Source organism: Nocardioides sp. Z35_8 (assembly GCF_059621125.1).
On the sequence record NZ_JCAQIE010000001.1, the window covers coordinates 1,101,876 to 1,123,045 of the forward strand.

21 protein-coding genes are annotated in these 21,170 nt (G+C 70.2%); 19 read left to right on the plus strand and 2 right to left on the minus strand.

Annotated elements, in window-relative coordinates; genetic code table 11:
• Window positions 1–28 precede the first annotated feature (28 nt).
• Genes AC54T2_RS05345 through AC54T2_RS05360 form a run of 4 tightly spaced genes read left to right on the plus strand, consistent with a single transcriptional unit; the run spans window position 29 to window position 5,700 of the window.
• The gene (locus AC54T2_RS05345) at window positions 29–1,378 is read left to right on the plus strand and encodes a hypothetical protein (RefSeq protein ID WP_489975471.1); all 1,350 of its coding nucleotides are present in this window, start codon (window positions 29–31) and stop codon (window positions 1,376–1,378) included.
• Window positions 1,379–1,434: 56 nt separating this feature from the next.
• Window positions 1,435–3,027, plus strand: coding sequence for a hypothetical protein (locus AC54T2_RS05350; protein WP_489975472.1), 1,593 nt, complete (start codon window positions 1,435–1,437; stop codon window positions 3,025–3,027).
• A complete protein-coding gene (locus AC54T2_RS05355; protein WP_489975473.1) occupies window positions 3,020–5,248 on the plus strand; it encodes a hypothetical protein in 2,229 nt (742 codons plus the stop codon). The genes AC54T2_RS05350 and AC54T2_RS05355 overlap by 8 nt, the downstream gene beginning before the upstream one ends.
• Entirely contained in the window at window positions 5,245–5,700 is a 456-nt protein-coding gene (locus tag AC54T2_RS05360; RefSeq protein ID WP_489975474.1) for a hypothetical protein, read from the plus strand. The genes AC54T2_RS05355 and AC54T2_RS05360 overlap by 4 nt, the downstream gene beginning before the upstream one ends.
• 1,193 nt (window positions 5,701–6,893) lie before the next feature.
• On the opposite strand, the gene AC54T2_RS05365 is transcribed toward AC54T2_RS05360, so the two are convergent.
• On the minus strand, window positions 6,894–7,397 hold the full coding sequence (locus AC54T2_RS05365) for a hypothetical protein (RefSeq protein ID WP_489975475.1): 504 nt from the start codon (window positions 7,395–7,397) through the stop codon (window positions 6,894–6,896).
• A gap of 146 nt (window positions 7,398–7,543) precedes the next feature.
• On the opposite strand from AC54T2_RS05365, the gene AC54T2_RS05370 reads away from it, so the two are divergent.
• The 15 genes from AC54T2_RS05370 to AC54T2_RS05440 all read left to right on the plus strand — a co-directional run bounded on the left by AC54T2_RS05370 (window position 7,544) and on the right by AC54T2_RS05440 (window position 19,684).
• Window positions 7,544–8,587 carry a hypothetical protein gene (locus AC54T2_RS05370; protein ID WP_489975476.1) on the plus strand — a complete coding sequence of 348 codons (1,044 nt, stop codon included), beginning with the start codon at window positions 7,544–7,546 and terminating at the stop codon, window positions 8,585–8,587.
• 263 nt (window positions 8,588–8,850) lie between these two features.
• The gene (locus AC54T2_RS05375; RefSeq protein WP_489975477.1) at window positions 8,851–9,384 is read left to right on the plus strand and encodes a DUF6199 family natural product biosynthesis protein; all 534 of its coding nucleotides are present in this window, start codon (window positions 8,851–8,853) and stop codon (window positions 9,382–9,384) included.
• 140 nt (window positions 9,385–9,524) lie between these two features.
• Window positions 9,525–9,794 carry a flagellar FlbD family protein gene (locus AC54T2_RS05380; protein ID WP_186339859.1) on the plus strand — a complete coding sequence of 90 codons (270 nt, stop codon included), beginning with the start codon at window positions 9,525–9,527 and terminating at the stop codon, window positions 9,792–9,794.
• Window positions 9,794–10,567: a motility protein A gene (locus tag AC54T2_RS05385; protein ID WP_186339860.1), complete on the plus strand. Its 774-nt coding sequence runs from the start codon at window positions 9,794–9,796 to the stop codon at window positions 10,565–10,567. The genes AC54T2_RS05380 and AC54T2_RS05385 overlap by 1 nt, the downstream gene beginning before the upstream one ends.
• 18 nt (window positions 10,568–10,585) lie before the next feature.
• Window positions 10,586–11,470, plus strand: a complete 885-nt coding sequence (locus tag AC54T2_RS05390; protein ID WP_496665708.1) for an OmpA/MotB family protein — start codon at window positions 10,586–10,588, stop codon at window positions 11,468–11,470.
• A complete protein-coding gene (locus tag AC54T2_RS05395; RefSeq protein ID WP_489975480.1) occupies window positions 11,467–11,901 on the plus strand; it encodes a flagellar basal body-associated FliL family protein in 435 nt (144 codons plus the stop codon). The genes AC54T2_RS05390 and AC54T2_RS05395 overlap by 4 nt, the downstream gene beginning before the upstream one ends.
• A gap of 37 nt (window positions 11,902–11,938) precedes the next feature.
• Window positions 11,939–12,904 carry a flagellar motor switch protein FliM gene (locus AC54T2_RS05400; protein ID WP_186339863.1) on the plus strand — a complete coding sequence of 322 codons (966 nt, stop codon included), beginning with the start codon at window positions 11,939–11,941 and terminating at the stop codon, window positions 12,902–12,904.
• The gene (gene fliN, locus AC54T2_RS05405; protein WP_186339864.1) at window positions 12,901–13,659 is read left to right on the plus strand and encodes a flagellar motor switch protein FliN; all 759 of its coding nucleotides are present in this window, start codon (window positions 12,901–12,903) and stop codon (window positions 13,657–13,659) included. The genes AC54T2_RS05400 and fliN overlap by 4 nt, the downstream gene beginning before the upstream one ends.
• Window position 13,660: 1 nt before the next feature.
• A complete protein-coding gene (locus AC54T2_RS05410; RefSeq protein WP_496665709.1) occupies window positions 13,661–14,164 on the plus strand; it encodes a flagellar biosynthetic protein FliO in 504 nt (167 codons plus the stop codon).
• The gene (fliP, locus tag AC54T2_RS05415) at window positions 14,161–15,051 is read left to right on the plus strand and encodes a flagellar type III secretion system pore protein FliP (RefSeq protein ID WP_496665710.1); all 891 of its coding nucleotides are present in this window, start codon (window positions 14,161–14,163) and stop codon (window positions 15,049–15,051) included. The genes AC54T2_RS05410 and fliP overlap by 4 nt, the downstream gene beginning before the upstream one ends.
• Window positions 15,052–15,057: 6 nt before the next feature.
• Window positions 15,058–15,327: a flagellar biosynthesis protein FliQ gene (fliQ, locus tag AC54T2_RS05420; RefSeq protein ID WP_186339866.1), complete on the plus strand. Its 270-nt coding sequence runs from the start codon at window positions 15,058–15,060 to the stop codon at window positions 15,325–15,327.
• A gap of 3 nt (window positions 15,328–15,330) precedes the next feature.
• Window positions 15,331–16,095: a flagellar biosynthetic protein FliR gene (locus AC54T2_RS05425; protein ID WP_496665711.1), complete on the plus strand. Its 765-nt coding sequence runs from the start codon at window positions 15,331–15,333 to the stop codon at window positions 16,093–16,095.
• 3 nt (window positions 16,096–16,098) lie between these two features.
• On the plus strand, window positions 16,099–17,298 hold the full coding sequence (locus tag AC54T2_RS05430) for an EscU/YscU/HrcU family type III secretion system export apparatus switch protein (protein WP_496665712.1): 1,200 nt from the start codon (window positions 16,099–16,101) through the stop codon (window positions 17,296–17,298).
• A 74-nt stretch (window positions 17,299–17,372) separates the two neighbouring features.
• Entirely contained in the window at window positions 17,373–19,418 is a 2,046-nt protein-coding gene (locus tag AC54T2_RS05435; protein WP_496665713.1) for a flagellar biosynthesis protein FlhA, read from the plus strand.
• On the plus strand, window positions 19,415–19,684 hold the full coding sequence (locus AC54T2_RS05440; protein WP_186339870.1) for a hypothetical protein: 270 nt from the start codon (window positions 19,415–19,417) through the stop codon (window positions 19,682–19,684). The genes AC54T2_RS05435 and AC54T2_RS05440 overlap by 4 nt, the downstream gene beginning before the upstream one ends.
• A gap of 39 nt (window positions 19,685–19,723) precedes the next feature.
• Here the strand turns inward: AC54T2_RS05440 and gad are convergent, their stop codons facing one another.
• On the minus strand, window positions 19,724–21,100 hold the full coding sequence (gene gad / locus AC54T2_RS05445) for a glutamate decarboxylase (RefSeq protein WP_186339871.1): 1,377 nt from the start codon (window positions 21,098–21,100) through the stop codon (window positions 19,724–19,726).
• Between the last annotated feature and the right edge of the window lie 70 nt (window positions 21,101–21,170).

The following is a 21,170-nucleotide window of genomic DNA, read 5'->3' on the forward strand; positions in this document are numbered from 1 at the left end:
AGGCAGCAGTCTGAGGCAGGGGAAGCGCGTGACCCGCGTGCAAGTAGTTCAAGGCGGCACATGGGATGCCGAGGTCATCAAAGGAGACCTCGGCATCCCACCGCTCGACCTCCGGCCAGTCCTATCTCCAGTCCTGCTCGTCGACGGCCGCATCGAGCCGGACGCGACCCGGTGGCTCTCCGAGGTCCACGCGCGCACTGACGGCACTGCTACGGCTCAGTCGTACGGCGACAGCCTTGCGGCGTGGGTTGCTCACCTCCTCCGTCACAACACGAACCTGCGCGGCGCCACCCGCGACCACTTCATCGAGTACGTGAAGGTCCGCACGGTTGATTCAGACACCCGGGTCGCGGGTACCACCTGGCAACGCGACCGCACCGCGATCAAGCAGTTCCACACATGGCTCCGCGAGATGTACGGCATCGCCATCCCTTTCACGCTCACCACTGTCCAGACCCCACGCGGTCCGGTGGAGTCGATGCAAGAGGGGCGAGGCGTCCCATCCTCGGCTGCCTCCGGCACCCCTCTGACCCCATCGCAGATCCCTGACCTGTTGGCGGCCGCGTGGCGCATGAGCCCGAACGGCACCCTCGGCGACACACTGGTCGGTGGCCGCGACGCCGCCTTCATCGGTTTGGGACTGGCGTGCGGGGCTCGACTCAACACCCTCACGCACCTCACCGTTTGGGAACTCCCCGACCCCTCACAGCCGGGTGACCTGATCGAGATGCGCCTGCCGGGAGCCATCGTCAAGGGCCGACGCGAGGTCCGCCTGCCCGCGTTCCGGGCACACCTCAAGCACGTTTGGTCCTACGCACACCCCACCAGCGGTTCGCGCAACCTGCTCCTCAAGGACTGGCGACCCAAGGACCCCATCCGCGTCGCGGACGTACACAACACGTCCGGCCGCTTCTGGGGCATCACCGACGACCAAGGACGCCAGCACGCCTTCAACGAACTCAAGCCCGACGAACGTCGACGCCTCGTCACGCGAGAAGGGCACTCGCCCCTCCTGTTCCTCACGGCCTACGCCGGTGGACCCTTGTCGCGCGACAGTGCGCAGGCCATCACGGGGGACGTCTCTCGCATCGCCGAAGACAATGCCCACTTGAACGACACCTCGTTCCCTCACGTCCACACTCACGACCTGCGACACACCTACGCCACACACCTCGCCGCGGCCTTCATGCTCGGCGTCCCAACGAGCAACGACCGCGACATGCATGGCAGGCCCCACCGTGTCGACATCGGCAACGCCATCCAGATGGCCTCGATTGGTTTAGGGCACCTCAACGAGGGGACGACGGCGCTTTATACGCAGCAGATCGGTCTCATGGTCACGCGGCACACCCTCGGCGACTTCCTCGGGCGGTCTTGATGCCGAGTCGAAGCGACCGCGAGGTCCCACGCCGTAAGACCGCCGACGACGCTGGCGTGCATATCAACTTCGTCACCCAGGCCGAAGTGGTCGACGGCTTCATCCTGATTCACACCAGGGGGACATCGCAGCCTTACCGCCGGGCAGTCCTCGACGGCCCGGCCGGTCTGCAACTCACTGAATCACTGTTGGATCACCTCCACATTCGCGGGGGCACATGGACCTCGTGGGCGACGTTCGACAAGCAACGCTTGTCGTGTCAGACCTTCCTTCGCTGGCTGCGCGACGAGGCTGCGATCGACGATCTGACGAGTCCTGAGTTCACGCCTGCAATGGCGTGGCAAGGAGTGTCCGCCGTGGGTGGGTCCGGCGGTCGGCAGCGCAACTTCCGCACGTTCCTGGCTGAAACGCTCCGGAGTCTGCGGACCGACCACCAAAGCCACCGGTCGCTACTGCACGGACGGTCGCTGCCGGTGGAGCAGTACGACTTGGAGGGTTACGCGCCCGATGTGACCGATGCCATCGAACGGGTCGCGAAGGTGCACGTCGGACGATGGTTCGTCCGCCACCAGGAGGCCGTTCGCGAGGCACTCGGTGACCTGCCGCGCGACTGGATGCGCCTCCCGGCGGAGGACCTATGCGGCGATGCCGCGCTATGCCCAGGTCTCTTCGTGGTCACCCACCAGGAAGTTGCTGCGGCGATGGTCTTGCTGAGCCTGATTGACGACAAGGGTCCGAACCTCTCGGTCATCCACTCGCACACCAGTGACTCGGTCGAGGCCGCCGGGGATGACGCGTTCGTCACGAGCGTCAAGGCGCGCAACCGCCAGGTGCTCCACACACCTGCACCCCGGGGCGGCCTGTTCTCGTACGCGGGGCTGCTGGAGTTCGTCACTGCCGCGACGAGGGTGGCCCGGCACTACCGTGACGACGGATCCGACTTCGCCCGACTCCTCTTCGTCGCCACGGGTGGCACGAGAGTGACAACCGCCCAGCAGGTCAACGGATGGTGGCGCAGCACCGCTGCAGAGTGGCCAGACCCAGACATCCCTCGGCCCGACACCCTGTCGTTTCCACGGCTTCGCAAGGCAGCACTCCTGCGCGGCAAGAAGCACGCACGGGTCGTGGTCGGTCAGAGTCGACGCACCGCTCGGCTCTACCTCGCTGACGCTCTCCCAGACGTCATCCTCATCCCCGGACTCGTCGACACCCAGAACAGCGTGACGGACTACTGGCGCACCCAGATGATCCCCACTCGATCCGACGATCAGGAGGCGGCCGACGACCTCGTGGCCGCCGCGGCGGTGTTGGACGTGGGCGTCGCTATGTGTGCCAGCAACGGGCAGTCCCCGACCGACAACGACAAGCCGTGCGGGCTCGGACCTGTTGCCTGCTTCGTGTGCCCCAACGGGTACCGCACGCCCGAAGTCATCCCCGGACTGGTCGCTGCTGTCGAGTTCACCGACGGCATCCGGAAACACGAGCCCCACGAGTGGGTCTCCGGCGAAGCCCCCGTCCTCAACACGTTGGCCCGCAAGTCCCTCGATCAGTTCCCTCAACCTGTCGTGGCGGCCGTCAGTCGCGACGACGTCAACAACGCCCGCGTCCTCATCGCCTGCGTCTACATGGAAGGCCGCCGACGTGACTGAACAAGCCCTCGCCCCACAGGTGCGCTCGCTCGCCGTTCAAGGCGCCATCGACACCCTCGGCGACCACATCGACGTGCGTGACCTGCTTGACGACGGCCACCGCATCAGCACGCCCATCCGCTACTCGGATGAGCGCTGGGACTTCGCTGGGTACCCCTTCGTGAACCAGACGGTCACCTACCTCGACTTCGCTGACGTCCCGGCCCGCTGGCGTCCTGCGGTCAAGGACTGGGTCCTCATGCGACTCAACCCCGAACTCGCGCGCTCGGGCGACTCAGGCCTCCACGTCGGCGTAGCCATGGCTGAGGTCGCCTCCCACGAGAAGCCCCTCAAGGTGCCCAGCGCCGCGGCGTACATCCACGCAGTGGGTGCCAGCCTCACTGTCATCGACCGGCTGGCCCACCAGCGGCTGGAAGCAGCCGAGTGGAACCAGTTCGCCACGACCATGCGGGCGACCTACCCCAACGCGACGGCTGCGACCCTCGCCGGGTACGCCCGACCTCTCATCTCGCTGTGGTCCTACCGGACCGTCGTCGGACTGCCAGAGGACCTGTTCGGCGGCACCCCTTTTAACGGGCGCACCGTCGAGAAACTGTTCAAGGTGCCGGACAGGTTCCAGAACGGCACCAGGCCCAATGCCGAACTGTGTGGGCCGCTCCTTGGTCTGGCGCTGTTCATGCTCGACCACTGCGCGGAGGACGTCCTGACCCGCCTCGATGCGCTCGCAGCAGTCCCCGACCGTTCAGGGCTGAGCCGCGATGACCAAGACGAACACGTGCTCGCCGTCCTTCGGGACTACGAACGTAGCGGCCGTGCCTTGCCCGCCCTCCCTGACCTCAAGACGGGCGAACTCAGCGCTTCGTGGGGTGTGTTTGTGCGATTGGCTGGGTGCTCCAACAAGGTGATGCGGAACCCCGTGGGACGCTCGGGCAAGGAGTTCAACCGGCTACGCCATGAACTCCCCATCTCGACCCGTGAGGACGGCTTCGACCTCGGCATCACCGAGGTCCCAGATGCATCAGGCGCGCTCGTGCCCTGGGTCGACGCTCTGCCCGCCAGCAAGTTCCGCCTCGGCCTCGACCACTGGGTACCTGCGCTCGCCTACGCCTGCGCCCTCACGATCACGATGCTGACCACCGTCCGCGACCGAGAACTCGCGGCGCTGCCCCATGACTGCCTCCGCTTCGACACCTACGACCGAGGCGACGCGGACGTCCCAGTCGCCCGCATGTCCGGCTTCCTCGTCAAGAACCGGGACACCCCTGTGCCCTCAACGTGGGTCATCTCCGATGACGTCGTGCGAGCCGTCACGGTGCTCCACCGCCTCAAGGCCGCACTCGGCCTCGAACCCAAGTTCCACCCTCAGACCGGCCGCGAAGTACTCCTGCACCCAGACCTCGGCCGCGCACGCGGCGCGGAGAAGGAGCAGGACACCCTCACCCTGCAACTCTCGTGGCTCCGCTGGTTCCGCACCTCCGGCGCGCACCTTGCCGAACGCGGCATCGTGCCGCCCCTCCCCGACCTGCCTGCGTGGCTGAGCCACCGCACGCTCAGGATCACCGGCATCCAGTCCTACGCCAGCCAGACCTGGGGCGACGCCCTCGCAGCCGCACAAGCGCACTGGTCGAACCGCACGGTCGCGGAGGGCTACCTCGGCCACCTCCCACGCTCGGTCTACCTCGCCGACCCCGACGCGATCGAGGAGGCCGTCGAGGCCGCTCGCACCGAAGCCCTCCTCGACATCGCGGCCACCGTCGACGCCGACCCCACCGAGGTCGCAGGAGGCGGCAGCAAACGGCTCCGGACCCTCCTCGACGAGACCAAGGCGCTCGACCTCGCCACCGGCGCCGTGACCCAACGCCAGTTGAACGTCCTCGCGCGCCAGACCGAGCACGTCTTCGTTGGCGAACTCACCGTCTGCGTCCAAGGTCCAGGCGGCCTGTGCGGGAGCGAGGACGAAGCCGACTGGCTCCTGTGCCGCCCCTTCAAGTGCAAGAACTCAGCCATGACCCGCGCCCAACGAGCCCGACTCGAACTGCGACGACGCGGCTGGGCCCGACGCGACGGCGTCTTCCAACGCGCCCGAACCAAGATCGACGAGGACGCCCCCGACCTCGAAGCAGAGTTCGCCTCCCTCGACGACGACGCCGTCCGCAACCTCGTCATCAACGACCTCCCCTTCCCCATCGCCCGCGCCGCACAAGAGGAGCCCACCGCATGACCACCAACCGCGAACTGGCCCAAGCCCTCGCCGAAGCCCTCCGCGAGGAACAGGTAGCCGTCCCCACCCGCGCCCTCATCGCCGCTGTCCTGATGAGCGCACGCGGGGGCGCCCCCACCCGGCTCGGCATGTCCAAGGTCGGCGGCTACTCCTACGGCAGTTCACAGACCCACTACAGCGACCTCCTCGCCGCACTCTGTGAGCGTGTTCCCCACCTCGTCGCCGAGATGGCCGACGACGTCGTCGACCCTGCCGCAGCCGCCCGGCTCCGCGACGACCTCCAGCAGCGCGATACCTCACTAGCCGCACTCCGTGCAGACCATGCCGCCCTCACCGAACGCCACGAACACCTCCGTCGATACGCCCTCGCGGCACACGAGCGCCTTCGAGCCATCGAGGGCGACCAAGGGCTCGAAGAGGCGCGCGTGCTGCCCTTCCAGCCCATCGGCTGAGGGCTGAATCCCGAGAGGCCACGCACGGATCTGCCGAGATGCGTATGCGGCTTAGGCCTAGTTTCCGCAGTCAGCCCATCCGTCGGTCCACCATCCGTCGTCGTGCTTCGCGACCTTGAAGGTGCGGACGACGGTGCCATCAGTGTCCAGTCCGTGGATGCGCGGAGCATTCGCGGTCCCTTCCGACACGAGCGTGAGGCCGCCGGCAAACGGCGCAACCGCCTCCTCGGGCGACGGCTGTCCGGGTCCGCCGTAGTCGATGAGCGTCTGACGAGTACGGGTGCAAGGGAGTGACACCCCTGAGGAAGCCTCAGACTCGTTCGCAGGCTCGGCGGCTTGACCATGGCCGCAACCGCAGGTGAGGAGGAGGGCCAGGGCACAAGCCCCCCGCAGTCGTTGAGTCTGCATAACGCCCCTCCTCGAATAGGCGTTGGACGCTACGGTCCCATCCGCCGTTCCAGCAGCGGATCACCAATCTCTGTGCCTGCCACGCGGCCAGACGTCCGGATCTGCCGCGATGAGTGCGTCCGTGTTCGCCCAATAGGCCACTGATGGCGCCGGATTCCGGCATGCGGCGTGCGGGCCCGTCGCTGCTTCGCGGGCGCTCCCGACGGAGCGCAGTCGGCGTAGTCTTGTGCGCATGGCGGGGCACGAGGACCCAGAGGCCGTCACCGCGGAGGTTCTCGCTGACACAACGCTGATGGCCGCAATTCGGGAGGGCCTGTCCGACGCCGAGGCTGGCAGGACCAGCACGCACCAACAGGTGGTCGACGAGCATGTACGACGCAGAAGCGCTAGGGACGAGGTCGTCCCGCCCGCCGAGCACTAGATCGCGGGTGTCCGGATCGGCCGCGATGGGCTCACACAGGGCTGGCTGCGAGGCCTCCGGCTTCGGTTCTACCGGGGCCGTCGGTCCTCTGACCCATACTGACTGTGGTGGATCGGTCCACGGTTGACAGGTGGACTGCGCCACCCAGCGTTGTCGCGTCGAGGGCCGGTGCTAGGGCTCTCGACGTTGACCGCGTGGGTCCGGGGCGCAGTGGTAGGCGAACTGGATCATCCCGAGTGGCCCGAGCCGTCGTTGCAGGCGGCTCGGGTCACTTTCATGGGCGCATCCTCGTCCTCCTCGGCCGGGGTTGCGTGAGCGGCCAAGTCCTCGATCGGAGGCGAGCCGCGAGCCGGTCTGGGCTCGGTTAGAGCGGGGACCGCCGCAGTGCGGCAAGCATGTCGAGCGCGTCCTCCGAGGGTGGCCCGCCGGGATCAGCCTCCAACGCAGCAGCCTTCGCCGGAGGGAAGCCCAGGCCGATGTACCGCGCCAGCCGGTGACGGGGGACCAGCCGCTCCATCGCCCACGCGTGCACGATGTCGAAGCCTTCGATCGACATCCGCCGGTGTACATGAGCCTCGACGGCGTCGTAGATGACGATCACGTCGATGAGGCCTCGCCCTGCTCTGGTCAGGCTGATGGCTTGGTGGATGGTGATGTTTGTCAGCGCCCACAAGACGTGTGCGGCTGGCTCGTGCCAGTACCAGTAGCGCATCTCGGGAGTCGTCTCCAGCACATGCTGATGCAGCGGCGCCACGACGCCCACCTCCACCGGCGGCAGCACAGCGCTGAGCCGGACCGCGTCACGCGGTTGGAAGCCAAGGTCTCGCAGCACCTCGACCGGCCACGGGATCTCGATCTCCTCGATCACGGTCGAACCTCGCCAGCGTCACTAGATGGGCGTCGCTCGACCATGCGACCTGTACGGACGACCGTAGCCACCTCTCCCGACACCCCACCACTGGATGACGAGGTGTTCGCCCACGGGAGCCCCCGATGTCGCATACGTTCTGTCACATGGGGGCGGAACGAATCGAGGACATCGGGCTCGCAGTCGAGCAGTACGACGACCTCAATCAGCAGTTCTTCACCGGTCAGCACGCCCCCCACGTCTTCCTCCGTCACCGCCTGCAAGGGGCCATGCTCGTCGCGCACGGAGGCGAGCACGTCCAGGCGGCTCTCGACGCTGGCCTGAAGGTGGGCGAACTGGAGAGCCGCGGCGACATGGGTGGAGACGACGTCACCGACGACGACCGATCGCTGTTTGTCGCACTCGAAGCCATCGTGCTGTTCCACCATGCCGCCGAGACCCTGCTGCGCCTCCTCATCGCGTTGGAGAACGACGCGCTCTGCCCATGGCTGGAGGTCGCTCGCCTCAAGCAGCGGGGTGTCTACCCTCAGCGACTGCGCGACCTCCGCAAGCGACTGTTCGAACCACACACCCAGGACAACCTCGCCAAGGTCTTCTACTACCGACAGGACCGCAACACCCTCCCCCCTGACACGAGCGAGGAGGCATGGGTCTCCGCCATGGAGGGGCTCACGATCCTGATCGGCGAGTGCTGCGACCGCCACGACCGCGAGGCCAGCCTGTACAACTCCGCCAAGCACGGCCTCAGTGCTGTCCCCGGCAACGCAGCCATGCAGATGCTGTCGCAAGACGACCCGGCCAACCCGTTCTTGTCCAGCACGGGCCCCTCGATCACCCTCCTCGAAACGGTCATGAACGACAAGGCGGGACGCAGCCAGTGGCAGCAGACCACCCACTGGATCCCAGCGGACCGCAGGCTGGCCCTCACCCACCTGGTGATCGACCAGATCGAGAACCTCTGGACCGTCGCTCGCCTCCGCTACACCAACCAGACCGGCAAGCATCGCGTCAAGCCGCTCCAGCGCGAGACCATCTCCGCGCTCCTGTCCCCGCCGCAGGACGATGACGGCCCCGGGTACTCGTTCTCGGTCCTGTCGATGGGCATGCCGCTGCTGTACGTCCAGGAGACGCCGGACATCAAACGGCGAGTCGAAGCCGCTGCCAACCGAGCCAAGCGACGTCGGCGCTAGACCCATCCAGTCGGCCGCGCAGTCGCACCCTCAAGGTGCTTGGTCGGCGGCCGATACTAGAGACAGGTTTGATGCTCCGAGCACTGTGAGGGGTCTTCAAACGGCAGAGACACCCTCGTTCTCAACGGACAGAGGAGACACCCCTGACATTCCGGCAGAAGCGCTGACGACCGCGGTGGCCGGGCGGCCCGCTCGCCGCCCGGCCACGGGGGTCGGTCGCGGCGGGCGTTTGGCCCGCCGGCGTGGGGGGAACGGTGCGGGTCATGATCGCCGTGCTGTGGCTCCTCACGATCGTGCTGGTACTCCTGACGGTCATCGATCCCCGCAGGCTCTGGTACGCCACGACCGCCTGGCAGTTCAGGCACCCGGAGGCCAACGAGCCGTCCGCGGCGGTGTTCGCGCTGGGCCGGGTCGTGTCGGGAGTCGCGGCCGTGGTCGTCGGCCTGGCCGCGCTGGTCTCGACGGCCGGCGCCGCCGCACCGCTCAGCCAGGACCGGCTCGACGCGGCGGGCCGCAACGCGGCCAGCGAGCTCGCCGGCCCCTACTTCAAGTACGGCACGCCCGGGGTCGAGCGGGTCGCGAAGGCGCTCGGACGCGGTGACGTCACGGTGACCGAGGCCGGCACGGTCACCGAGGACTCGGCGTTCGGCGCGCCCACCCCCACCACCGACCGCTTCGAGCTCGTGAGCGCCGAGGACGCCTCCATCGCCGGCTGCCTCGAGGTGTCCTACGAGGGCGGCCTGTTCCAGGACGCGGACGTCGACGTCGACGTCGAGTACTCCTCCGGCGCCTGCTGACCGCGCCCACTGCACGTCCCACTCCGCGTGGGCGAATTTCCCTCCCGCGCTTGTCTCAGGTCGGGCGCCCGGGGACCGATGGGGGAGTCGAGGCCCACGGACGGGCATCGCGTTCTCTCGCACAGGGATGGTGCACCGACATGATTGTGTTGACCCGGCTCTCCGGCTCCGCGTTCGTCCTGAACGCCGACCTGATCGAGCGACTCGACAGCACGCCGGACACGGTGGTCACCCTCGTCGACGGCAAGAAGTACGTCGTCGCCGAGGGCCTGGCCCAGGTCGTCGACCTGGTCCGCGCCTGGCGTGGCGGCATCATCGCGGCCAGCACCGGAGGCGAGGCCCACGCCTGGGCGCAGCGCGCCCACCTGGCCGCCGTGCCCAGCACTGTCGCGACGGGAGCGGAGGACTGATGGATCCGGCAACCCTGATCGGGGTCCTGGCGGGTCTCGTCATCATCGTCGTCGCCAACGTCATGGAGGGCGGCGACCCCACCAGCCTGCTGCTCGCCCCGCCGATGCTGCTCGTCCTCGGCACCACGCTGATGGTGACGATGGCCGGCGGCACGATCCCCGACGCCAAGCACGCACTGGTCTCGCTCAAGACCGCCTTCACCGCCAAGGTGCGCCCGGCCGGCGACATCGTCCCGATGGTCGTCGCGCTCGCCGAGAAGGCGCGCCGCGAGGGCCTCCTCGCGCTGGAGGAGGACCTGAAGTCGGTCGACGACCCGTTCCTCGTCAAGGGGGTCACCCTGGCCATCGACGGCACCGACCCGGAGGAGGTGCGCGACATCCTCGAGGCGGAGGTGCGCGCCGGCAAGGCGCAGGGCAGGCAGTCGGCGAAGTTCTTCGCCGACGCCGGCGCGTACGCCCCGACGATCGGCATCGTCGGCACGGTGATGGGCCTGGTCCACGTGCTGGAGAACCTCGCCCAGCCCGAGGAGCTCGGCCACCTCATCGCCGCCGCCTTCATCGCGACCCTGTGGGGCGTGATGTCGGCCAACGTCATCTGGCTGCCCATCGGCAACCGCCTCAAGCGGCTCACCGAGCTCGAGGCGGCGCGCATGGAGCTCGTCATCGAGGGCGTCGCGGCCATCCAGGCCGGCGCCAACCCGCGGATCATCGCCCAGAAGCTGTCCTCCCTCCTGCCGGCCGGCGAGCAGCCCGCCGACGCGAAGGCGGCCTGACGTGTGCGGGGCGGTGTCGTGAGCGCCGGGTCGCGCCGGCGTCGGGTGGAGGAGCCCGAGGAGCACGAGAACCACGAGCGGTGGCTGGTCACCTACGCCGACATGGTCACGCTGCTGATGGTGCTGTTCATCGTGATGTTCTCGATGAGCGTCGTCGACGAGCGCAAGTTCAACGCCCTCAAGGCCGGCCTCGCCGCCGGCTTCGGGGAGTCCACGTCGGTGATGACGGGCTCGGAGTCGATCCTCGAGCAGCCCGGCACGGCCTCGATCGCACCGGTGCGTGCCGAGAACTTCCCCGGATCCTCGCCGAGGGACCAGCGCGCCGAGCGGGCGCTGGCCGCCCAGGAGGCGCGGTACGCCGACGCGCGTGCCGAGCTCGCCCGGCTCGACGAGCTCGGCGACCAGCTCGCCCGGGCGCTGCGCCGCGCCGGGCTGGCCGACGACGTCACCCGCACCATCGACGACCGCGGCCTGGTGCTGAGCCTCACCTCGCGCCACGTCGTCTTCGAGCCCGACCGTGCCGAGCTCAGCGGTCGCGGCCGCCGGGTGCTCGAGGCCGTCGCGCCGGTGCTCCGCGCGAGCACCGAGGACCTGCGCATCGACGGCCACACCAACCAGGTGCCGGTGAAGCCGCGCTACTTCGCCACCGACTGGGATCTGTCCTCGGCGCGGGCGGTGACCGTGCTGCGCTACCTGCAGGAGGTCGGCGGCCTGCCCGGCGAACGCCTCAGCGCCGCGGCGTTCGGCCACGAGGACCCGCTCGTGGACCCCGCGCGGCCGGGGTCGCAGCGGGTCAACAAGCGGGTGGACCTCGTCGTCCTCTCCGCGCTCCCCGCCTCGGCTCGCGAGCTGCTCGACGACGTCGCGGCCACCCCTGACCCGACCACCGGAGGATCGTCATGAGCACCATGCTGGACCGGCCCACCGCGCCCGCGACCGAGACCGCGGCGCCGAAGCGGGGCAAGAACACGCTCGTCCTCGTCGGCCTGGCCCTGGCGCTGGTCGCCGCCGGCTGGTGGTTCCTGCTGAGACCCGGCGCGCCCACCGAGCCGGAGCCGGGCGAGGTGATGACGATGGAGCCGATCCAGATCAACCTCGCCGACGGCCACTACCTCCGCATCGGCGTCGCGCTCCAGCTCTCCGCCGACGCCCACGCGGCCGACGGCAGCAAGGCGCTCGACGCGACGATCGACCTCTTCAGCGGCGGGGACGAGGCCCAGCTGGCGAAGGCGGGCGAGCGCCAGAAGCTCAAGGACCGGCTCGAGGAGCGGCTCCACGAGGACTACCACGGCGACGTGCTGGAGGTGTACTTCACAGAGTTCGTCACCCAGTAGTCCTCAACTCGGTCCGGCCCGGGCCGATGGGTGGTGCGTGACCTCCCCGCCGCCCCGCGACGACCTGCGCCCCACCGTGCACTCCGGTGCCCGGTCGCGCCGGCGCGCCCGCGGCGGCGCGACACCGACGGCGTACGACTTCCGCCGGCCCGTGCAGCTGTCCCGCGAGCACGCCCGGCTCCTCCAGGTGTGCCTCGACCGGTTCGCGCGCCAGATGGCGACGGTGGTCACGTCCGCGCTCCGCACGGTGTGCACCGCGCAGCTGCTCGACGTGTCGGAGCGCACCTACGACGAGCACGTCGCCACGCTGGACGAGCTGACGTACGCGGTGACGATGAGTGCCGAGCCGCTGCCCGGGCACGCGCTGCTCGACGTGCCGCTGTCGTTCGTGATGAGCGCGATCGACCACATGCTCGGCGGCGCCGGCGCCGGTGTGCAGCCCCGGCGCCCGCTCACCGAGCTCGAGTCCGCCGTCGTGCACGACCTCGCGGTGCGGCTGCTCGACGAGCTCTCCCGCAGCCTCGCCGGCATCGTCGCGACCACACCGGCCCTCGTCGGCGTGGAGTACGACCCCCGGATGGTCCAGGCGGCCGCGCCCGGCGAGACGGTCGTCGTCGCCGCGTTCGAGCTCCTCGTCGGGGACCGCCGGCATCCGGTGACGTTGTGCCTGCCGCTCGTGGGCCTTCACCCCCACCTGGTCCGCGCCGCGGCCCCCGCACCGGTCACCGAGAAGCAGCGACAGCAGCGCTCCCGGGCGGCCGAGCTCGTCGACCGGCGCTTCCGGGACGTGCCCGTCGACGCCGTCGTCCGGTTCCGCACGTCCCACCTTCCGCCCGACGCCCTCGCCACCCTCGCCGTCGGCGACGTGGTGCGCCTCGGCCACGGCGCCACCGACCCGCTCGACGTCGTCGTCGGCGAGACCACCTTCGCCCAGGCCACGGCCGGCACCCACGGTGCCCGGCTCGCCGCGCTGGTCGTCGGCACGACCAAGGAGAACGCATGAGCACCCTGACCGTCCCCACCGCCGAGCAGGCCCTCGGACCCGTCACGGCGGCCGCCGCGGCCGCGGCCGGCGTGCTGCCGGCGCCGACGGCCCTCGTCGCGGGCACGCCGGCGCCCGGTGGCCCGGACGCCGCGGCGGGCTTCGCCGGGGCGGTCGTCGCCGACCTGCACCTCCCGGGCGCGCCGCGCATCGCCGTCCTGGTGGGCGCCGACCTCGTCGACGCCCTCGCCGCCAGCCCGCTCGGTGGCCTCGACCTGGCCGCTGCGACGCAGCCGGCCCTCGACGCCGCAGCCGCCGCGCTCGGCACCGGGTGCGGGGCGGCCCGCGAGGTCGCGACCGAGCTCGTCGGATCCGACGTCGCCGGGCCCGCCACCGCGGTCCCGCTCCTGGGCGGCGGCGTGCCGTGCGGCGCGCTTCTCGTGCCCGACGCGGTGATCGCGACGGCGGGTGCGCTCGCCCCAGGTGTCGCCTCCGCAGCCCCCGAGGAGGCCATCGCGCTGCCCGCCTCGCGCGGCATCGAGATGCTGTACGGGGTCGACCTCGAGGTCGCCGTCGAGCTCGGCCGCACCCGGATGACCGTGCGCGAGCTGCTCGCCCTCTCACCCGGCGACGTGCTGGAGCTCGACCGCGCCGCCGGCGGCCCCGCCGACCTGTTGGTCAACGGCCGCCTCATCGCCCGCGGCGAGGTCGTCATCGTCGACGAGGACTTCGGCCTGCGGATCACCGAGATCGTCGACGACAGCGCAGCGGGCTGACGTGCTCGAGCTGACCGTACGACTGGTCGCCTCCCTGGCGGTCGTCGTGGGACTCCTGCTGCTGCTCGCGCGACTGGTCGGCAAGCGCTACGGCGCCCGCCCCGGTGCCCCGGTGCAGGTCGTGCACCGCCAAGCGCTCTCGCGCAGCGCCTCCGTCTCGGTGATCACCGTGGGCGGGCGGGTGCTGGTCCTCGGCAGCACCGACCACCAGGTCAGCCTGCTCGCCGAGCTCGACCCCGACGAGCTCGACGGGCTCGACGGGCTCGACGGGCTCGACGGGGCGCTCCTCGACCACGAGCTGCCCGCCTGCGCCGTCGCCGAGGCACCCGCGCCGCGTCCGGTCGACGTCGCCGACGCCCGGCGCGGGGCACACCGCGCCACCCCCGCCGCACGACGTACGCCGTCCGAGCACGGCGCGCTGTCCGGGTCGGTCCTGTCCGGGTCGGTCCTGTCCGCGCAGACGTGGCGCCAGGCCGTCGCGGCCGCCACGGGCAAGGCGTCGTGAGCGCGCGCAGGCGGCTCGCCCGACTCCTGGCCCGACTCCTGGTCGCCACCGTCGCCTCGGCCCTGGGAGCCGTCGCCGTGCTGCTCGGACTGGGCGCTCCGGCGGCCGCGGCGGCCCCGGCCGCCGGCCCCGCGGCGACCGTGGTGGTCGCGGTGCCGATGACGCCCACGGCGCCCGACGGCCCCCGCGGCCCGCGCGCCCCCGACGGCCCCGGCGGCGGGGACAGCTCGGTGACGATCGACCTCGGTGGCCTCACCGACAAGCCCAGCACGCCGGTCACCGTCATCCTGGCGCTGTCGCTGCTCTCGCTGCTCCCGGCCATCCTGCTGACCTGCACGAGCTTCACCAAGGTCCTGGTGGTGCTCGGCCTGACCCGCAACGCCCTCGGCCTGCAGGGCATCCCGCCCAACCAGGTGCTCGCCGGGCTCGCCCTCTTCCTGTCGCTGTTCATCATGGCGCCGGTGCTGGGCCAGATGAACGACACCGGCCTCCAGCCCTACCTCGACGGCGACAAGACCGCCACCGCGGCCTACGGGGACGGCGTCGAGCCGTTGCGCGACTTCATGCTCGACCAGACCGGCGACGACGAGCTGCGACTGCTGACCAACGTGGCCGGGCGCGACCTGCCCGCCAACCGGGACGACGTGTCGATGGCCACGCTCGTGCCGTCCTTCGTGCTCAGCGAGCTCAAGCAGGCCTTCATCATCGGCTTCATCGTCTTCATCCCGTTCCTCGTCATCGACATCGTGGTGAGCGGGGCGCTGATGGCGCTGGGCATGATGATGATGCCGCCGGTGATGGTGTCGCTGCCGTTCAAGCTGCTGCTCTTCGTCCTCGTCGACGGGTGGGGCCTGGTCATCACCTCCGTCGTGTCGAGCTATCGGTAGGCCGCCATGACCGACACCACCGTCATCAACATCGCCCTGCAGACCATGGTGGTCGCGCTGAAGCTCTCCGCGCCGATCCTGGTGACCTCGCTGGTCATCGGGTTCACCATCTCGCTGTTCCAGTCGATGACCCAGATCCAGGAGTTCACCCTCGCCTTCGTGCCCAAGCTGGTCGGGGTCGGGGTCGCGCTGCTGATCTCGGGCGGCTGGATGCTGCAGACCCTCGTCGACTTCACCGAGGACCTCTTCGACCTCATCCCCACGCTGCTGGGCTGAGCCATGACCCTGACCGTGGCGGGCGAGCCGCTGCTGGCCTACCTGCTGGCGTCGGTGCGCATCATCGCCTGGCTGGCCCTCGTGCCGCCCTTCGCCGGCCGCGCCGTCCCGCTCATGGCCAAGGTGGTGCTCTCGCTCGGCCTCGCCTTCGCCGTCGTGCCCTCCGTCGAGGGCGGCAGCATCCCCACCGCGACGGGCGGGCTGCTCCTGACCACGCTCACCCAGGTCGTCGTCGGCTCGGCGCTGGGCCTGGTGACCTACGTCCTGCTGGCGGCGGTCGCGACGGCCGGCTCGCTCATCGACACCTTCGGCGGCTTCCAGCTCGCCCAGGGCTTCGACCCGCTGTCGATGAACATGAACACCGTCTTCGGCAAGCTCCACCAGATGCTCGCCGTGATGATCCTGTTCGCCACGGGCGGGCACCTGCTGGTCCTCGGCGGCCTGCTGCGCACCTTCGACGTGCTGCCGCTCGGTGAGGTGCCGCGCCTCGAGGGCGCCTCGCACGTGCTGCTGACGGCGTTCGGCATGTTCTTCGTGACCGCCGTGCAGATCGCGCTGCCGCTCGTGGCGGTCCTCTTCGTCGCCGACCTCGGGCTGGCGCTGCTCACCAAGGTGGCGCCTCACCTCAACGCCATCAACGTGATGTTCCCGGCCAAGATCGGCCTCACCCTGCTGCTGCTCGGCCTGTCCTTCCCCGTGCTCCCGGAGGCGGTCTCGCGTCTCGTCGACCTCGCCAACGAGGCCCAGTTCACGCTCGTGGGTGGGTGAGCGATGTCGGAGGAGAAGACCGAGAAGCCCACCGCGCGCCGGCGCAAGGAGTCGCGCAAGGAGGGCCAGGTCCCGCGCACCCAGGAGCTCGGCGGGTGGCTGACGCTGCTGATCGTGGCGATGGTGCTGCCGCCCCTGCTCGGCCGCGAGCTCACGGCCCTCGCCGAGCTGATGCGCGACTGCTTCAGCCTCGACGGCCGGGTGGAGGTCGCCGACGCCACCACGCTGCTCGGCCGCGGGGCCCAGCACGTGCTGGTGACGCTGGTGGTGCTCGGCTCGGCGGTGATGGTCGTCGGCGTGGCCGCAGCGCTGGCCCAGGGCGGGTTCTTCATGGCGACCAAGTCGGTCAAGCCCTCGCTCAAGAAGCTCGACCCGATCCAGGGCTTCAAGCGCGTCTTCGGCCCGCAGGCGCTGTGGGAGGGCGCCAAGATGATGCTCAAGAGCGCCGTCGTCGGCTTCGTGGCCTACGGCGCGGTGACGGCCATCATGCCGCTGATCGGCGGCCTCGTGCCGATCAGCGCGGTGCTCGAGGCGGTCCACGACGAGGTGCTCGGCCTGCTGCGCACCGTCGCGGTCGCCGGGCTCGTCATGGCCGTCGCCGACTACGCGGTCGTGCGGCGCCGGATGGGCAAGAAGACCCGGATGTCCAAGCACGAGGTCAAGCAGGAGAGCAAGCAGACCGAGGGCGACCCGATGCTCAAGGGGGCGATCCGCTCGCGCCAGCTGGCCGCCTCGCGCAACCGGATGATGGCCGACGTGCCCACCGCCGACGTGGTGCTCGTCAACCCCACCCACGTCGCCGTCGCGCTGTCGTACGACGCCAGCCGGGGGGCGCCGCGAGTGGTGGCCCGCGGCCAGGGGCTGGTGGCCCAGCGGATCCGCGAGCGGGCCTTCGAGCACGGCGTGCCGCTGGTGCGGGACGTGCCGCTGGCCCGGGCCCTGCACCGCTCCACCACGGTCGGCCAGGAGATCCCGGCCGAGCTCTACGCCGCGGTCGCGCAGGTCCTCGCGTTCGTCATCTCGCGCCGCGTGTCCGGGGTGCGCGGCGGCGAGCACGGCACCCCGCGGACCGACCCCGAGCTGCCGGACGCGCCCGCGGCGGGACGTCGGCGCCGGGCGGTCGGGCCCGCTGCTCCCGTCGCGCCGGGACCGGCCACCGCCAATCCCTCAGGTGCGGGCGCCGCCGGCCGATGGGAGGCGTGAGGCCAGGACGGCGTCACCCGGTGCCACGGACGGCGCGACCCGCGTCAGCGACGACCCGAAAGGCATCCTCACCCGTGGTCTCCAAGCGCCTTCTCCAGCTGGGTGTGCCCGCCGGCATCGTGCTCATCATCGTGATGCTGGTGGTGCCGTTGCCGCCGGTCATGCTCGACATGCTCATCGCGTTCAACATCACCAGCGCCCTGCTGGTGCTGCTCGTCGCGATGTTCGTGCACCGGCCCCTGGAGTTCGCGGCCTTCCCCGCCGTCGTGCTGGTGCTCACCCTCTTCCGCCTGGCGCTCAACGTCAGCGCCACCCGGCTGGTCCTGCTCGACGGCTACGCCGGCAAGGTCATCGACACCTTCGGCCACTTCGTGGTGGGCGGCTCGCTGATCGTCGGGCTGATCGTCTTCGCGATCCTGCTGGTCATCCAGTTCGTCGTGATCACCAAGGGCGCCGAGCGGGTCGCGGAGGTGGGCGCGCGCTTCACCCTCGATGCGATGCCCGGCAAGCAGATGGCCATCGACGCCGACCTCAACTCCGGGCTCATCGACGAGGACGAGGCCCGGCGACGCCGCCACGAGGTGCACGCCGAGGCCGACTTCTACGGCTCGATGGACGGCGCGTCGAAGTTCGTCAAGGGCGACGCCATCGCCGCGATCGTGATCACCCTCGTCAACCTCCTCGGCGGGTTCGCCGTCGGGATGGCGCAGCGGGGCATGTCGTTCGGCGACGCGATCACCACCTACAGCCTGCTCTCGGTCGGCGACGGCCTGGTCTCGCAGATCCCCGCCCTGCTGCTGTCGACGGCCACCGGCCTCATCGTCACCCGCAACACCGGCGACTCCGACATGGGCTCCGACATCCTGCGACAGCTCACCAACAACAAGGTGCCGCTGCAGATCGCCGGCTTCGGCGCGCTCGGCATCTGCCTGATCCCGGGCCTGCCCAAGCTGCCCTTCGTCGTCGCCGGCGGGATCATGCTGCTGGCCTCGACGCGGGTGCCCCAGCCGGCCGCCGACGAGCCCGAGGTGGTGGCGGAGCAGGCGCTGAGCTCCGCGCCCGACACCCCCGAGCTGCTCGCCGCCGAGATCCGGGTCGACCCGCTCGGCCTCGAGCTCTCGCCCGACATCATCGACCTCGTCGACCCCGCCAGCGGCGGCGACCTGCTCGACCGGGTCAAGGGCCTGCGCCGCAAGATCGCCGGCGAGCTCGGCATCATCGTGCCGCCCGTGCGCACCCGCGACAGCATCGACCTGCCCGCGAGCACGTACGCCATCCGCCTCTTCGGCATCGAGGTCGCGCGCGGCGAGGCCCCGCGCGGCACCGTCCTCGCGATCGGCGACCACCTCGGCGCCCTGCCCGGCCAGCCCACCCGCGAGCCCGTCTTCGGGCTCGAGGCGTCGTGGATCCCCGCCGAGCTGCGGGTGCAGGCCGAGCTCAACGGGGCCACGGTCGTCGACCGGTCCTCGGTCATCACCACCCACCTCGCCGAGGTCGTGGGCCAGCACGCCGCCCGGCTGCTGGGCCGCGAGGACGTCAAGACGCTGACCGACCTGGTCCGGAGCAGCCACCCGGTCGTGGTGGAGGAGCTGACCCCGGCCCAGCTGAGCCTCGGCGAGGTGCAGCGCGTGCTGCAGGGCCTGCTCGCCGAGGGCGTCGCGGTGCGCGACCTGGTGCGCATCTTCGAGGCGCTCTCGCTCGAGGCGCAGGCCACCAAGGACCCCGACGTCCTGGTCGAGGCCGCTCGCGCCTCGCTCGGCCCGGCCATCGCCGCCCCGCACCTGACGGAGGGCGCGATCCACGTCATCAGCTTCGAGCCGATGCTCGAGCAGCGGATGCTCGAGGCGGTCCGTCCCGGCGACCACGGCCCGGTCGTCGCGCTCGACCCGATGATCGCCCAGAGCGTGCTCGGCGAGCTGTCCGACCTGCGCACGGCTGCGGAGGAGCGCGGCCTGCGCCCGGTCGTGGTCTGCGCGCCCCAGCTGCGCGCGGCCGTACGCCGCATGGTCGCCCCGGCGCTGCCGAGCACCCCCGTCCTGTCCTACACCGAGCTCGCCGGCGCCGCGCAGGTGCGCTCGGCCGGCACCGTCACCGGCGACCGCCTGGCGGTGACCGCGTGAAGCCGATCTCCGGGACGGTGCTGGTCGTCGCCGCGCTCCTCACCTCGCCGGCCCTGGCGGGCGCCGCGACCGGTGCCGTGCCGCTCGACGTCGCCCTCGGTCGCTACCTGCTCGTGACCGGACTGTGCTGGGTGCTGCTCACCATGGCCGCGGAGTGGCTCTGGTCCGAGCCTCAGCCGGCCGTCGGCGCGGAGCCGCCGCCTGCCGCAGCTCCTCCTGACGCCACCGCCACGGAGCCCGACCCGGAGCGACCCCGACCCAGGTGACCGGGTGCGGGGGCTCCGGCTCGCTGCAGCGGCAGACCCTCAGTGGTGGAAGGCGGGGTGGGGAGCCTCGACCGGCATCGGCCCCTCGAGGTTGTCGAGGTAGACCGTCTCCTTCTCGATGTCGGCGAGGAGATCGGCGGCCAGGTCCATGCTCAGGCCGTTGCGCACCACGATCCGCTGGACCGTGAGGTCGGTCATGTCGTCGGGCATCGGGTAGGCCGGCACCAGCCAGCCCTTCATCCGCAACCGGTCCTGGAGGTGGTAGAGGTTCCAGTTGTCGGTGTGGCCCTTCTTGAGACGCCAGGCGAAGACGGGGATGTCGCTGGCGTCGTTCCACAGCTCGAACGCGTCGATCTTGGCGATGCCCTCGGCGAGGAACTTCGCCACCTTCTGCGACTCCTGCTGCACCGACCGGTATCCCTCGTAACCCAGTCGCAGGAACATGTAGTACTGCAGCAGCACCTGGGCGCCCGGCCGGGAGAAGTTCAGCGCGAAGGTGGGCATCTCGCCGCCGAGGTAGCTGACCTCGAAGACGAGGTCCTCGGGCAGCCACTGGCGATCGCGCCAGACGATCCAGCCGAGGCCCGGGAACACCAGGCCGTACTTGTGGCCCGACGTGCTGATCGAGTGCACGCGCTCGAGGCGGAAGTCCCAGAGGAGGTCGGGCTGGAGGAACGGCGCGATCATCGCCCCGGAGGCTCCGTCGACGTGGATGGGGACATCGAGGCCCGTCTTGGCCTGGATCTCGTCCAGCGCCCGGGCGATGTCGGCCACCGGCTCGTACATGCCGGTGTAGGTCACGCCCATGATGGCGACGACGCCGATGGTGTTCTCGTCGACGTAGGTGTCCAGGTCGTGGCCGTCGAGCGTCTTGTGCTCCTCGCTGATGGGCACCAGGCGGGCCTCGACGTCGAAGTAGTTGCAGAACTTCTCCCAGCAGACCTGCACCGCCGAGGACATCACGAGGTTGGGCTTGGTGGTGTCCTTGCCCGCCTCGCGGCGCGCGTGCTGCCAGCGACGCTTGAACGCGAGCCCGCCCAGCATGCACGCCTCCGAGGAGCCGATGGTTGAGGTGCCGATGCTCGTCTCGGGGTCCGGCGCGTTCCACAGACCGGCGAGCATGTGCCAGCAGTTGTCCTCGATCGCGGCGGTCTGCGGGTACTCGTCCTTGTCGATCATGTTCTTGTCGAACGCGTTCTCGTACACCTGACGGGCGTCGTCGTCCATCCACGTCCCGACGAAGGTCGCCAGGTTCAGCCGCGAGTTGCCGTCGAGGATGGTCTCGTCGTCGACGATCTGCTTCGCCGTCTCCGGCAACGACTCCTGCTGGGGGATGGTGCGGCGCGGGGCGACGGTCGCCTCGCCGGGCCGAGAGAAGAGCGGCTCCGACGGGCCGTCTGTCTGCGGTGAGGTCATGACTCATCTCCGATCTGCGCGGTTGTGTGGGTCCTCAATCGAGGCTATGCGCACACGCGCGGCTGCCCAG

What these genes read in the sequence shown, in the direction of transcription:
- AC54T2_RS05385 (WP_186339860.1), top strand. Translation starts at nt 9,794, where the DNA reads ATGGATCCGGCAACCCTGATCGGGGTCCTGGCGGGTCTCGTCATCATC.
- AC54T2_RS05360 (WP_489975474.1), top strand. Translation starts at nt 5,245, where the DNA reads ATGACCACCAACCGCGAACTGGCCCAAGCCCTCGCCGAAGCCCTCCGC.
- AC54T2_RS05370 (WP_489975476.1), top strand. Translation starts at nt 7,544, where the DNA reads ATGGGGGCGGAACGAATCGAGGACATCGGGCTCGCAGTCGAGCAGTAC.
- fliN (WP_186339864.1), top strand. Translation starts at nt 12,901, where the DNA reads ATGAGCACCCTGACCGTCCCCACCGCCGAGCAGGCCCTCGGACCCGTC.
- fliQ (WP_186339866.1), top strand. Translation starts at nt 15,058, where the DNA reads ATGACCGACACCACCGTCATCAACATCGCCCTGCAGACCATGGTGGTC.
- AC54T2_RS05375 (WP_489975477.1), top strand. Translation starts at nt 8,851, where the DNA reads ATGATCGCCGTGCTGTGGCTCCTCACGATCGTGCTGGTACTCCTGACG.
- AC54T2_RS05395 (WP_489975480.1), top strand. Translation starts at nt 11,467, where the DNA reads ATGAGCACCATGCTGGACCGGCCCACCGCGCCCGCGACCGAGACCGCG.
- AC54T2_RS05425 (WP_496665711.1), top strand. Translation starts at nt 15,331, where the DNA reads ATGACCCTGACCGTGGCGGGCGAGCCGCTGCTGGCCTACCTGCTGGCG.
- AC54T2_RS05380 (WP_186339859.1), top strand. Translation starts at nt 9,525, where the DNA reads ATGATTGTGTTGACCCGGCTCTCCGGCTCCGCGTTCGTCCTGAACGCC.
- gad (WP_186339871.1), bottom strand. Translation starts at nt 21,100, where the DNA reads ATGACCTCACCGCAGACAGACGGCCCGTCGGAGCCGCTCTTCTCTCGG.
- AC54T2_RS05430 (WP_496665712.1), top strand. Translation starts at nt 16,099, where the DNA reads ATGTCGGAGGAGAAGACCGAGAAGCCCACCGCGCGCCGGCGCAAGGAG.